Here is a 13,552-nt window from a genome sequence, read left to right on the forward strand (position 1 = left end):
GAAAAATATGTCGCCCGGAGGCGGGAAAACGCCTTCGGGGTGACGTTATACGTTGCATGATTCATCATTTTGGGTGCGGCGGACAAATGGCCAAGACAACGCCTGAAAGGCGAACAGAAGACATGACGAAGCCCGCGATCAGTGAGGCAGAGAAGATCATTGAAGAGCTGATGCAGCTCCACCCCAAGGGGTTCGATCTTTCACTCGACAGAATTTCCCGTCTTCTCGAAAAACTCGGCAATCCCCAGAATAGGATGCCGCCCGTTATTCATGTGGCAGGCACCAACGGCAAAGGTTCGGTCACGGCCTTTTGTCGTGCTCTACTGGAGGCCGCAGGTCTTTCCGTCCACGTTCATACCTCTCCGCATCTCGTCAACTGGCATGAACGGTATCGCATCGGCGTTGCCGGCGATAAGGGCCGTTATGTCGAGGACGAGGTCTTTGCGGATGCGCTGCGCCGTATTGAAGCTGCCAATGGCGGGCAGATGATAACGGTATTCGAAATTCTGACCGCCGCAATGTTCGTGCTCTTTGCGGAACAGCCCGCCGATGCCGCCGTCGTCGAGGTTGGTCTGGGCGGCCGCTTCGATGCGACCAATGTAATCAATAATCCTGCCGTGTCTGTCATCATGCCGATCTCGCTGGACCACCAGGCCTATCTCGGCGACCGCGTGGAGCTGATCGCCGCCGAAAAGGCCGGCATCATGAAGTCGGGTTCTCCCGTCGTCATCGGCCATCAGGAATATGATGCGGCGCTGGAAACGCTTGTTGCGACGGCTGAGCGGCTCGGTTGCCCCGTGTCGGTCTACGGGCAGGATTTTTCCGCCCATGAAGAATTTGGCCGCATGGTCTATCAGGATGAGTTCGGCTTGACCGATGCACCGCTGCCGCGGCTTCCAGGCCGCCACCAGCTTGCCAATGCCGCCGCCGCCATCCGCGCCGTCAAGGCTGCGGGTTTCGAAGTGACGGAGCGGATGATCGAAAAGGCCATGACGTCAGTGGAATGGCCCGGCCGTCTGCAGCGTATCCAGACCGGCAGGATTGCCGAAATGGCCCCGAAGGATGCGGAAATCTGGATCGATGGCGGTCATAACCCCGGCGCTGGCGAAGTCATTGCCGAGGCCATGGCAGGGTTTGAGGAAAAGACGCCCCGGCCGCTGTTCATTATCGCCGGCATGATCAATACCAAGGACCCGGTAGGCTATTTCAAGGCTTTCGCCGATATTGCCGAATATGTCTTCACCGTGCCGATCGGCGGCACTGATGCGGCGATTGATCCCGTCGTGCTCGCCCATGCGGCCTTCGATGCCGGGCTGGTTGCGGCACCGACCTCGTCTCTCACCGAGGCGCTGGATGAGCTTTCCCGCCGTTTCGATCCGGAAGGGCCGCCGCCGCGCATTCTTATCGGCGGATCGCTTTATCTTGCCGGCAACGCTCTTTCTTTGAACGGTACGGTTCCCCAATAAAAAAGCCCTGCAGTGATGCCGGGCTTTTTTCATTCCCTGAAAAACTGCTTATGCGGCGCCGGAAATCCAGGCGGAAAGCGCTGTCTTGGGTGCAGCGCCAACCTTGATGTCAGCCACTTCGCCGCCCTTGAAAATAGCAAGGGTTGGGATCGAGCGCACGCCGAACTGAGCGGCCAACTCCGGATTTTCGTCGATATTGAGCTTTGCGACCTTGACCTTGCCTGCAAGCTCGGACGAAATTTCTTCCAGGCTCGGCGCGATCATCTTGCACGGGCCGCACCATTCGGCCCAGAAATCCACCACAACGGGTTCGGAGGATTCGAGGACTTCGGACTGGAAGTTGGCGGCGTCGACTTTTACGGTAGCCATATCTGGCTCTCCTTTCAGCTAAACTTTTTCTTTATCGATGTGATACGGGCGCATCGAAATTTCAATGCCCGGTATCTCACTTTGTCTTTATTGCGACAAGAGCCTGCATCATGGCATCGTCGTCAACGCGGATAAAGCTAGCATTTTCCGTATAGATCAGCGCGCAGACAAATTCTTTGCCAGGATAAAGCGGTGCGAGAATTTCACGATAGATGGCAAGCTGTGCTGTGTGAGAAAAGGGTATCTCGCGCACGTCGCGCGGTGGAACGCGGTTGGTCTTGTAATCCACCAGAATGACGCGATCACTATCCACCGCCAGCCGGTCGATACGGCCGGAAACGGCATATTGCTGCCGGCCGATCGCCATCGTGCCCATGATGGATACTTCAGCACGGCTATTGTCTGAAAAAGCCGATTGTACTGCCGGTTCGGAGATGACCCGCAAAACCGCCTGTATCAGATGTTTCCGCTCGGCAGCCGGCCAGAAACGGGCCGCGCGTTCCGCATAACGGTGGGCTGCGTCTTCCCGTTCAATCTCGGCGAAATCCGGCAGGGCCTGCAGCATGCGATGCACCAGCCGGCCCCGTTGCAGCGCCAGAGAGGAGACATCGGCCTTTTCACCGAACAGTGGTGAACGCACGGCAAGATCGTCCGCCCCATCATCGATGATCGTGCCCGCGCCCGAAGGGCTGAGCGGCCTCGGCAGGGAGGGCAGGGCCGGCAAGGGGGTGAGAAGTCCCGCCGGAAGAGCGTATTCTTCCTGCCTCTGCGGTTCTGGCAACCTTTGCGGGGCAGATGTCGGGCGAGCCTTGGACTTGCGCCAGACAAGCCCCTGCCATTCCTCGCCGTCGGCCACGAACTGCTGTGGCTGGCAGTGATCCTGACTATCTGCAAGCGCCGCCTTGACGATCGCATGCCAGCATTCGGGGTTTTCTTTCTGGCCGCGATAACCGCAGACGACCAGATGATCGGCTGCGCGGGTCATGGCCACATAAAGCAGCCGGCGATATTCGTCTTCCGCGGCTATCTTCAGGCGTTCTTCATCCGAACGAATGAGATGATTGGAAAAGCCGCTGCCGGGCAGCCAGACAGGGACGGCGTCCCCATCCGCCTCGACGAAGCGCAGTTTCGGCACATGGCTGTGGTTGAAGGCTTTCGAACCGCCATCAACGACAAAAACGACCGGCGCTTCAAGGCCCTTGGAGGCATGCACGGTCATGATCCGCACTTCGCCGCGATCCTTGTCCTGCTCGCGCTTCACTTCCGGCGAATCGGTCTCCAGAACGGAGAGAAAGGCCTGCAGGCCGGGCAGGCCGGTTCTTTCATGGTCGAGAGCAAAGGACAGGAATTCGTCGAGAACGTCGCTGGCCTCGTTGCCAAGTCGCCCGAGGAATTTTTTGCGCCCATCATGCAAGGTCAGAACAGCCGCGAAGAAGTCATGCACCGTTGCCGTTTTTGAAAGCGCGATGAAGTTTTCCAGCTTGCTGACAACCGGTACGAAGTGGCTGTTTTCTTCCTGCGAAAGCACGTGCAGCCGCAGCCAGACACTCTCCGTTTCCGATCGCGTTGCCGCGACGTTGAACACGTCATCTTCCGTCAGGTTGAAGAGTGGGCTCTTCAGCAGCGCCGCCAGTGAAAGATCGTCCTCCGGCAAGACAACGAATCGGCCGAGTGCCAGAAGATCCTGCACGGCAATGTGGTCGGTCAGGCGAAGTCGGTCCGCACCGGCAACGGGAATGTTCTTGCGTCGTTTCAGCTCCCGAGTCAGCGCATTAACGAAGGCGTGGCGTTTTCTGACCAGCACCAGAATGTCGCCCGCTTCGACGGCGCGTTCCACGCCTTTTTCGATAATAGTTTCGCTTCCGATCATGTCGGCGATACGCGCGGCGATCCGGCGGGCGACGATGGTGGCAGGTGCGCTTTCCCTCAAGGCGTCGAAAGGCGCGGTCCAGTCCTCTTCGTCATCGGCGGTTTCCGGCGCCACCATGTCCCACACTTCCACGGTGCCGGGATGCCCGGCGCGGTTGGAGCGATGTTCGACAGGCTCGTTATCGGCGCTGAGGCCACTGGCGTTTTTCGGGTCCGAGAACACTTGATCGACAGCGGCCAGCACATCTTCCGTCGAACGGAAGGAGAGCGGCAGGCGGATACGGTGAAACGCCTGCTCCACCTGATCGACGCGCCTCTTGGTTTCGTCGCGCTCCTGTGAAAACCGTTCCGGTCGCGCGCCCTGAAACGAATAGATCGACTGTTTTTCATCACCCACGGCAAATAGCGTGCGCCGGCCCATGCGTGCACTCTCGCCGGTGAAGAAATCCGCCGCCAGCGACTGGATGATCGACCATTGTACCGGGCTGGTATCCTGCGCCTCGTCGACGAGAATATGGTCTATGCCCTGATCAAGCTTGTAGTGCACCCAGGCACCAGCCGTATCGCGGTTGAGGAGGTTGGCGGCGCGTTCGATCAGATCTTCGAAATCGAGCTGGCTTCGCTGCTTTTTCAGATCCTCGAAATCGCCGATCAGCCTTTCGGCCAGAACAAGCGCGCATTTCGTCGCGCCAAGCATCCGCACCAGACGGTAACGGTTGCGGCAGGCAACGACATGATCGCGCGCCAGCGTCAGCGCATCGACAAGATCGGGGGCGGATTTCTGCATGCCCTTGTTGATGACATAGGCATCCGATTTCTTCTCGCCCTTGGCCGTTAATAGCGCAGCTTCGATGAATTCCATCCGCCGCACGGGATCCGACTGCCGCTTGGCTTCCCGCAGGGCATAAGCGACGTCGATGACGCGCGATCCGCCCACCTCATCGGCAAGCGTCAGATAGGTGTCGAGCGCCAGCCCGGAAAGGCCGGGCAGGGGCCAGAAGGCTGCTGCGACCGTTTCCTCGGTTTCCCCATCGGCGATCTGCATCGCCTGTCGCAAACGGGCATCGATGCCGCCGGATTGTTTTGCCTCCAGCAGAAAGGCGCGAAGGGCGCTGCGATTGGTGATGATGGCTGAGAGAAGAGACTCCAACCCGCTCTCGTCGGCAAGATCAAGCACATAGGCAAGCGCCTGTGCCAGTGCCGTGTCGCCTTCCGTTGAAACAGCTGTCAAAAGCGACCGGCGCGCTTCGGCCAAGAGGGTAGTTGCTGCACGATCATCGAGAACGGAAAAGTGACCGGCGACATTGGCTTCCAGCGGAAACTGATGCAGCAATGCCTCGCAGAAAGCGTGGATCGTCTGGATTTTCAGCCCGCCCGGCGTTTCCAGCGCCTTGGCGAACAGTCGTCGCGCTTCTGCAAGCTTGAGACGATCCGGTGTTTTGCCTTCGATGGCCGTGATACGATCCCCAAGATCGGTATCCGGCAAAGTTGCCCACTCCGCCAGCCGGTCGAAGACACGGCTCGACATTTCAGACGCGGCCGCCTTGGTATAGGTAAGGCATAAGATCGCCGAAGGACGGCAGCCGGCCAGAAGCAGGCGGATAACGCGCTGGGTCAACACATGCGTCTTGCCGGAACCAGCATTGGCCGAAACCCAGGCGGAACTTGCGGGGTCAGAGGCAAGCCGCTGCCGGGCGCTCGTCCAGTCGATCCAGCTTTGAGGGGTGTCAGCGGCCGGGCCGTGATCGATGGCATCAATCGTCATCGCCGTCTCCCGGTTCTGCCGTTGACCATTCCGAAACGCGGGCGAGATGGTCATATTCCCCGCCATAGGATTGTTGCTCCTCTGGCACCAGCCGCGAGGCGAAACCGTTTTCACCGTCCCGCAACGAACGCACGAATTTGGCTAGCTGGTCGATCGATTCCGTCGCCAGTTCGATGGCCGATTTAGGCGCTTTTTTGCTGCTCCGGGTGGAGTGCTCGTTATTCACCTGATCGGCAAAAAAACGATCACCCGGCCGCAAACGCACATAGATGAGCTTGTCAGGTGTTTGCGCACCCGTCTCCCGGAACGCGCCGCGCATCAGCGCCGCTGCTTCCAAGGCAAGCTGCGGGTCGAGCAGCGCGCGGGCCTGATTGACCGAAGGCGCAAGTCCGGTCTTGTAATCGATAATATCCGCCTGGCCGCCGGTCTTGATGTCGATGCGGTCGGCAATGCCCGTCAACCTTATTCCCGCCTCGGCGATTTCCTGTCCGGCGCGCGCTTCGAAGAAGCTTTGGCGGATGGATGGATGACGTTCTTTCTCCCAGTCGATGAAGGCGCGTGCCACGGCCTCGAAACGCGGACGCCAGATGACATCGACATGGGAGGGAAGGTCTTCCGCGTCGAAACTTTCATCCAGAATGCGCTGCATGGCGTCGAGCGAGGCCGGCGTGCCGGGAATGTGCCCCTCGCGCGAATAACGCTCGATGATAGCGTGGTAGAGCGTGCCGCGATCGGCCGCATTCGGGTCACGGTTGAACGGATCGAGTGGGTCCAGCTTCAGAATACGCCGCGCATAGATCGAATAGGGATCGCGGCGCAGCCGTCCTACTTCGCTGAAAGAATAGCTCTTCGGTTGCAGATCGGCAGGCGGCTTCGGGGCAGGGCGTTTTGCTGGCTCCTGCTCGATGCTTTCATCCATCAGGCCGGCCCAATGACGATAGGTCTCGCCGCGGTTCTTCAGCTTTCCGGCAAAATCCTCGCCGCCCAGCGCCAGAAGGCGTTGCAGCCAGCGCGAGGCGACGGCGGGCGTGGAGCCTTGCCGGAGCGCTCGGGTGTAGAAAATGTGCCGGGTGCCGTTCGCCATCTCGAAATCATGCGCAAGCTGGCCGATGCGCCGTTCCGGCGGCTCCAGCCCGATCGCGGTCTTCATGCTGCGGGACAGGAAGGGATTGTTTGCGGTTTGACCGGGCCAAAGTCCTTCATTCAGGCCGCCGATGACGACGGTGTCGACACTTTGCAACCGCGCCTCGAGGGCACCGAAGATAAAAATGCGCGGATGGCGCATGGAGCGTGGTTTGATCGATTCGCCGGCCACCAGCGCTGCGAAAATATCGGCCCATTGCGGTCCGTCTGCGTCGAGGATTTCGCCACTTTCCATCAGTTCACCAAACAGCTCGGAAAGCTTGTCGCCCGCTTCACCGGACCACAAGGCGGCCAGATCGTTGTTTTCATCCGCACAGACCGCTTCGATTACCCGGCCGGTGCGTTTAGCCCAGTCGGAAAGCGGCAATTTATCGGTGAAAGATCGGCCCGACCGGTCGCGGCGCACAAATGCGCTGCTGAGCGGCTCTGTCGAAACGGCGATGCGGCGGGCCAAATCGCGCGCGGCTTCGACGCTTCCCTCCTGCAGCGCCAGCCGCCATGCGGGTGGATGCCGGTCATCGCGCTGTGCCACCAGCTGCGCATCCAGAACCGCTTCCAGATTGCCGATTTCGGTTTCGACCCGGCCGCCGCGCAGCGCGATCAGCTCCAGTGCCTTTGATGCTCTCGCAAAAGCTTCCAGAGATAGCCCAAAACGGGCGAGCGGATGTTTCAGAAGCGAAATGATCGGCACCGGGTCTCCGGGTCTCAAAATTGCTTCCAGTGCCAATTGTGTCAGCCCCGCCTGCGGCGTGGCGGACAGTGGCGTGCCGGCCGAATCGTCGGCTTCGATGCCAAAGCGTTGCAGTTCCGTTGCAACGCGTCGCGCCAGACCGCGATCGGGGGTGATCAGCGCTGCTTGCGAAGGACGTCCATCGCCCGGCGCTTCAAGCGCCAGTCTGAGCGCCACCGCGATGGCGGTCGCTTCTTCGCGCTCGTTGGCGGCTTCTATCAGGGTTGCTGCCGCAAAAGCATCGTCGAAAAATCCGGGATGCCTGTCCTCGCGCCAGCGGTTCCAGTCGCTGGTGGATTTGGCCGGTGCGAGTGCTGCCGAAAAAACGGCCGCGCGCTTTTCGAGATCGCCATCGATGACGCCAATCTGAACCACATCGTCCCGCAGCATGCCAAGCTTTTGCAGCAGCATGTAAAGCCCGTATTGCGAATGGGTGCGGCTCGAAGGGTCGGTTGGGTCTTCGGCAATTGCCTCCCATTGCTCTTCCGGCATGGCAACATCAAGCCCCGGAAGCACAACGACGCCCTGCGGCAAGGCGGCAACGGCGGCGATGAGGTCGGCTGCGGCCGGAATGGAGCCGGTAGACCCGGCCACGATGATCGGTCCCGTATCCGGCAAATTGGCAAGTCGGTTTGCCTCGGCCCGTAAGATGCCGTTTCGATGCCGGCCGGCCGAAGAGCGGTTGAGTTCGGCAAGGCGCGCGGGCCAGAAGACGCTGGCGATCTTCAGGAAATCCGCCGTCAGCTGCCACCATTGCGCATGTTCGCCGGTGTCGAGATGCTGAAGCGCTTCCCAGTCCTTTTCTTCCGTATCCATCGCATCGATCACCTCGCCAAGCGCACGCGCCAGCCATATGGCGTCGGCGGGGCTGGCGGGCGCGACGAGCGGTGAGTCCAAATGGATCGCCCGGATGGCGTCTGGCAGGCTGTTGCGCCAGGCCAGAATAAGACGCGCCAGTTCGATCAGCCGGCCGGTGCCGGAAATCGGCGGCGCCAGATCCATAATTTCTGGATTTTCGATATCGAAGAAGCCGCTATCGTCATCCGTTTCGCCGAGCGGCCGGATCAGCGGCAGAATGGCGGACCGCCCGCCCAGAAGATCGACGAATTCCGAGCGCAGCACACGGGCGGAGCGTCGCGTCGGTACATAGATCGTCACCTTGGCGAGCGAAAGCGGATCCGCAGCGTCATATCTATAGCCGGCTGTCAGTGTCCCGTCACACAGCGTTTCAGCGAGCGTTTTGAGGAACGGTGTTCCCGCAGCGATCGTCAGGACGCGCTTTTCGTGGCGGGACGTGGTCATGCAGAGCGTTTTTCCCTGAATTGCCGGATGATGTTTTCGGCGTCGTCTATGGCATCGGGCGTGCCGACGGTGATCCAGTGGCCGTCAAGCGAAAGCCCGAAAAGCCGGTCATTTTTAATGGCGCGGTCGAAATAGATATTGAGGTTGAAGGCATCGGCCGGCGCATCGTTCAGCAGGCTTGAATCCATGGCGATGGCGCCGGCATAAACCACCGGGTTCGGGTCGCCGTCGCGATACCGCACCAGTTTCCCCTCATCGGAGAGGTTGAAATCCCTCTTGCCGTTATGGCCGGTGGTGCGATCCATGTAGACGCAAAGCAGCGCCATGTCCATGCGCGTAGAATCGAAGAAATACGCAAGCTTGCGCAGATTGCTGACCGCATTCAACTGCTCGCCTATCCAGAAAAGATCGGCATTCATGACAAAGACCGGGCCGGGTTCCAGCAGTTTCAGGCCCTTGGCAAGCCCGCCACCGGAATTCATCAGCTGCGACCGCTCATCGGAAATCAGGATTTCCGCGTCGGTGCGGCTTTCGAGATGGGCGAACATCTGGTCGGCATGGTGATGCACGTTGACGACGATCTTCTCCGCTCCGGCCTCGATAAGGGCATCGAGCGCATAGTCGATCATCGGCTTACCGGCGATCTTGACGAGCGGCTTCGGGATCGTATCGGTGATCGGGCGCATCCGCGTGCCAAGCCCGGCGGCCAGCACCATCGCGTTTTTGATCGTCATCGTCGGCAACCGTCTTTCAGTCGTTGAATTCCATGCCCATACGGACACACCAGTCTCGAAGAGGCGCAAGTTCCGGATGCGAAAGCGCTGCGGCAAGATAGCGGAACGTCCTCGGCATATGTTTCATATAACCGGGTTTTTTATCCCGTTCCAACAGTCTCACCCAGATACCGGCAAGCTTGCAATTGCGCTGCGCCGACATGATGGCGAAAGCCTTGAGGAAAGCGGTCTCATCGAAAGAAGACTTTACTCTTCTGCACTCAAGATAGTGCGAAAACAGACGCGCCTGCAGTTCGGGCTCAATGGTAACCCGGGCATCCTGCACGATGGAGGCGAGGTCATAAGCGGTCGGGCCGATCATCGCGTCCTGAAAATCGATCAGACCGACCTGCCAGATGCCGCTATTCTGCGCCTGCCAGAGAAGGTTGGGCGAGTGGAAATCGCGCAGCAGGAGCCCTGTTTCACAATCAGCGAGCGAGTCGATCAGACTATCCCACAGGGCGTCATAGTCGCTCTTCTCGCTATCGGTGAGCGGCTTACCGCGTTTGTGGGGAAGATACCAATCCGCCAGCAGCGAGACTTCGATCTTCATCGCCTTCCGGTCGAAGGGGGGAACCTCATAGGTGCCGCCGTCAATCACCGGCAGCAGGTCGGGTCGGGGGGTCCGATGAAGGGCTGCGAGGCAGGCGACGCTCTGCAGATAACGTTCTTCTATCGGCGTTCCGTCCGGCGCAAGCACCCCGTCGCGCCCCAAATCCTCCAGCAGGAGAATACCCTGATCGATATCCGCTGCCAGAAGCTCCGGCGCGCAAAAGCCGCTGTTTCGCAGATACTCGCCGATCGCCACGAACGAGCGCGCATCCTGGGCCAGATGGGCTATTTCCGCATAGGTTTTGCCATCGGCAATGATCGCGCCTCTCAAGGGGCGTCGCCAGTCCATCAGGATAAGGTCCGGACCAGTCGTGGAAACGGTCTCGTAAGCGCGTGTGGAAGCGTCACCGCTCAGAAAACGGCGGGTCGCATCGCCCCTGCCATTTTTTGTGAGGAATTCGCGAATGGCGAAAACACGCTCAAGCCGCGTTTTCAGTGGTGCCGGAGCCTCGATGGAGGCCAGCCGCCCCTCACCGGAATGCGTCAGCCGGAGCGTGACGGTCTGGTCCGGTGGCAGAATCTCGGCGGCGATGTCCGGCCACTCGATCAGGCAGATGCCGTCCTCCAGCATCTCGTCAATGCCGAGCTCGTCCAGTTCGGAAACGTCTGAAAGACGGTAAAGATCGAGATGGGCGACGGGAATGCGGGCGGCATAGGTCTGGATGATCGTGAAGGTGGGGCTTGGAACCTCGAGATCGGGTTCATCCGCCATCGCCCGGATGAAGGCGCGGGCGAGTGTCGATTTGCCGGCGCCGAGATCGCCGATAAGCGCCAGACAATCGCCGGGTTTCAATGCCAGCGCGAGGTCTTCACCGAGCCTGATGGTATCTTTTTCTCCCTCAAGGGAAATAGTGATCGGCAAGGCGTCTTCGCTCATTCTGCGGCGATGGAATGCGGGCGCGCGCCGGAAGGAATGCGGCAGGTGACGACGGTGCCGTTGCCGGGCCGGCTGTCGATGCTGACCGTGCCGTGATGGAGGCTGACAAAGCTTTCGACGATGGAAAGGCCAAGCCCCGCGCCGGTTTGCCGCCCGCCATTGCCGCGCGTCTCGAAGCGGTCGAAGACGGTTTTCAGCATATCTTCGGGAATGCCAGGCCCTTTATCCGCCACCGAGAACAGGAAATCGCCTTCACTACGCTGGCACGACAGTTCAACGGCGGAGCCTTCAGGCGCGAAATTGATCGCATTGGTCAGGAGCTTGATGAGGATCTGCTTCAGGCGCTGGTGATCTGCCACCAGGCTACCGAGATGGGCCGGCGCGACGATTTCAAGCGAAATGCCGCTCTCCTGCAGCCGGTCGGCGATCTGCATCGAGACGTCTTCGAGCAATTCGTTCAGATCATTGTCCGAATAATTCAGCTGCATGATGCCGGCATCGACGGTCGCAAGATCGAGAATATCGTTGACGATGGTCAAAAGTACTGAGGACGAGGTGGAAATATGGTCGAGATATTCCGCCTGCCGGTCCGTCAATTGTCCAATGCCGGGCGTCTTCAGGAGATCGGTGAAGCCGATAATATTCGTCAGCGGCGAGCGCAATTCGTAGGAAACATGCTGCACGAAATCGTTCTTCAGCTCGTCGGCCTTCAGAAGTGCGTCGTTCTTTTCCTTGAGCGCCCGTTCCGCCCGCACGCTGTCGGTCATGTTGACGAAGGTCAGCATGGTCTGCGCATCCGGCAGCGGAATGATGGCGAAATCGAGTACGAGACCGGAGAGCAGTTCGAGCGTGCCCTGTTTGGACGGGCGCTCATCATCGAAGCTGGTAATGAACTGGCTGAAGGCGCGCCAGCCATCTGGCCTGTCATAGGATTGTGTGCAGGCGGTTTCGATGGCACGGATGTGGGTGCCTGTTTCCGCCTGCTCGGAGGTTACACCCCAGAGCGCCCGGAATGCCGGGTTGGACAGGCGAATGCGGCCATCCGCACCGAACACGGCGACACCTTCGGCCAGATGGTCGATGGTTTCGCCCTGTACCTTCACCAGCGTGTTGTAGCGCATCTGCAGGTCGACCTGTTCGGTCAGGTTTTCAAAAACCCAGGTCGCGCCACCCTGCGGATGGGCCGTCGCGATTACCCGCAGCGTCTGTCCATTCGGCAGGTGCCAGAGATCGGTCTTGGTATCGAGCGAACGGTAAACGGCGAGCGCCGTTTCCTTCCAGTTCTTCCAGTTCAGCTGCTCGGGCAATTTGCCGGCGGTGCGCAGTCTGTCGAGAAGCTCGGAATTATCCGGACCGGATTCGAGGAAAACCAGATCGAAACCCCAAAGGGTCGCAAAAGCCTGATTGTAGAATTGCAGCCGCTGCCGACCGTCGAAAATGGCGACGGGCGTCGCCAGATGATCCAGCGTTTCGGCATGACTCTTGAGAACCCGCTTGAGTTCCTCGCTGATGGTTTCCGTCTCGGTGGCATCGATGGCCATGCCGGCCGAACCAGCCGCTGTCTTGATATCCACGACGTCGAAGAAGGTGCGGTTGCCGGAAACCACAGTCGAAATGCGGTCATGATAGGGTGATTCCGGCGTCGCGGCCGCGCGTATCTTCTGCCGGGTAACGGTGTTCAGCAGCTCGCGTTTTTCATGAACGGCCTGTTCGGCATCGCGGGCATCCACGGCCTGCGCATAGGCATGGTTGACCCAGGTCAGCTCACCTTCGCCATTGCGGCGCCAGACCGGCTGCTCGATGGAATCCAGAAGGTCCTGAAACGTTGAGACCGAGGCGATCAGACGCTCCCGCTCCACCTGCAATTCAGCAAGTTCGGCACGCAGATTATTAAGCGCGACGAAACGCGCAAATGCGTTGCCACCGGAAACCCGGCCTTGAACTTCAATGACTTCTCCGCGCTGCGTCTCGATGGTCAGATCGAAACTCTGCGCGTTGCTGCGAAGTTTTTCGAGGGATTTTTCAAGCTGGCTCGCAGAGGACGGTTTCAGCCAGCGCCCGAAGGCCAGAAAATCATGATCCGCCTGCGGCGCACCGGTCTCCACGGGCAATTGTCCCAGAAATTCGGGCCGCTTGTCGGCGCCGTCCCAGATAACGATGCGTCGGCCCTTGTCGGAAATCAGCGCCTCATATTTGGCGATCTTGTGGTGGGTTTCGGCAAGCGCCTTGCGGAATTCGCTGCTTTCAGATTCGATGTTGCCCCGCTGGCGCACCAGCCACACGACGGAAAACAGCGTTGCCGAAAGCATGCCGACAAAGAGCGAATAGGTGATTGTTTCACCGGAGGAGAACAGCCGCGCACCAGTTTTTGCCACAAGGCCGTCCTGCGCCAGCGCAACACTTGCCGAGCCGGCAAGGATCGTCCCCGACATCAGCACGGGAAGTCGCGAAAAACCTGTCCGGACCGCGCTGATCGCCAGCCGGCAATGCGCCAGAACCTGCGCGCTCAATGCCACGCCAGCTTGCGTGTTTTCAACGCGTTGAACTGTCTGCTCGCGCAGATCCGAATTGTGAACCGTCATCCCCGGTCTGTCTCCGTCCTATGTGCCGCATCTTCGACAAGACATCCCATTTCGTCCCCGCCGC

The 13,552-nt window shown here is 59.8% G+C and carries 7 protein-coding genes; 1 reads left to right on the forward strand and 6 read right to left on the reverse strand.

Features of this window, described 5'->3' with window-relative positions:
- Window positions 1-86: 86 nt before the first annotated feature.
- On the forward strand, window positions 87-1,466 hold the full coding sequence (locus FCH38_RS16230) for a bifunctional folylpolyglutamate synthase/dihydrofolate synthase (RefSeq protein WP_174374368.1): 1,380 nt from the start codon (window positions 87-89) through the stop codon (window positions 1,464-1,466).
- A 48-nt stretch (window positions 1,467-1,514) separates the two neighbouring features.
- Here the strand turns inward: FCH38_RS16230 and trxA are convergent, their stop codons facing one another.
- From trxA to FCH38_RS16260, 6 genes are all read right to left on the reverse strand, one after another.
- Window positions 1,515-1,835, reverse strand: a complete 321-nt coding sequence (gene trxA / locus FCH38_RS16235) for a thioredoxin (protein WP_045019255.1) — start codon at window positions 1,833-1,835, stop codon at window positions 1,515-1,517.
- A gap of 76 nt (window positions 1,836-1,911) precedes the next feature.
- Entirely contained in the window at window positions 1,912-5,469 is a 3,558-nt protein-coding gene (gene addA / locus FCH38_RS16240) for a double-strand break repair helicase AddA (RefSeq protein ID WP_174374369.1), read from the reverse strand.
- Entirely contained in the window at window positions 5,459-8,644 is a 3,186-nt protein-coding gene (gene addB / locus FCH38_RS16245) for a double-strand break repair protein AddB (protein WP_174374370.1), read from the reverse strand. The genes addA and addB overlap by 11 nt, the downstream gene beginning before the upstream one ends.
- The gene (locus FCH38_RS16250) at window positions 8,641-9,378 is read right to left on the reverse strand and encodes a nucleotidyltransferase family protein (protein WP_174374371.1); all 738 of its coding nucleotides are present in this window, start codon (window positions 9,376-9,378) and stop codon (window positions 8,641-8,643) included. The genes addB and FCH38_RS16250 overlap by 4 nt, the downstream gene beginning before the upstream one ends.
- A 16-nt stretch (window positions 9,379-9,394) precedes the next feature.
- Window positions 9,395-10,906, reverse strand: a complete 1,512-nt coding sequence (gene tsaE / locus FCH38_RS16255) for a tRNA (adenosine(37)-N6)-threonylcarbamoyltransferase complex ATPase subunit type 1 TsaE (RefSeq protein WP_174374372.1) — start codon at window positions 10,904-10,906, stop codon at window positions 9,395-9,397.
- A complete protein-coding gene (locus FCH38_RS16260) occupies window positions 10,903-13,488 on the reverse strand; it encodes a sensor histidine kinase (RefSeq protein WP_174374373.1) in 2,586 nt (861 codons plus the stop codon). Before FCH38_RS16260 ends, tsaE begins: the two co-directional genes overlap by 4 nt.
- Window positions 13,489-13,552: the final 64 nt, after the last annotated feature.

Source organism: Agrobacterium tumefaciens (genome assembly GCF_013337285.1).
GTDB lineage: Bacteria > Pseudomonadota > Alphaproteobacteria > Rhizobiales > Rhizobiaceae > Agrobacterium > Agrobacterium burrii.

Coding starts and splice junctions, on each gene's coding strand:
- FCH38_RS16230 (WP_174374368.1), top strand. CDS start 87: ATGGCCAAGACAACGCCTGAAAGGCGAACAGAAGACATGACGAAGCCC.
- trxA (WP_045019255.1), bottom strand. CDS start 1,835: ATGGCTACCGTAAAAGTCGACGCCGCCAACTTCCAGTCCGAAGTCCTC.
- addA (WP_174374369.1), bottom strand. CDS start 5,469: ATGACGATTGATGCCATCGATCACGGCCCGGCCGCTGACACCCCTCAA.
- addB (WP_174374370.1), bottom strand. CDS start 8,644: ATGACCACGTCCCGCCACGAAAAGCGCGTCCTGACGATCGCTGCGGGA.
- FCH38_RS16250 (WP_174374371.1), bottom strand. CDS start 9,378: ATGACGATCAAAAACGCGATGGTGCTGGCCGCCGGGCTTGGCACGCGG.
- tsaE (WP_174374372.1), bottom strand. CDS start 10,906: ATGAGCGAAGACGCCTTGCCGATCACTATTTCCCTTGAGGGAGAAAAA.
- FCH38_RS16260 (WP_174374373.1), bottom strand. CDS start 13,488: ATGACGGTTCACAATTCGGATCTGCGCGAGCAGACAGTTCAACGCGTT.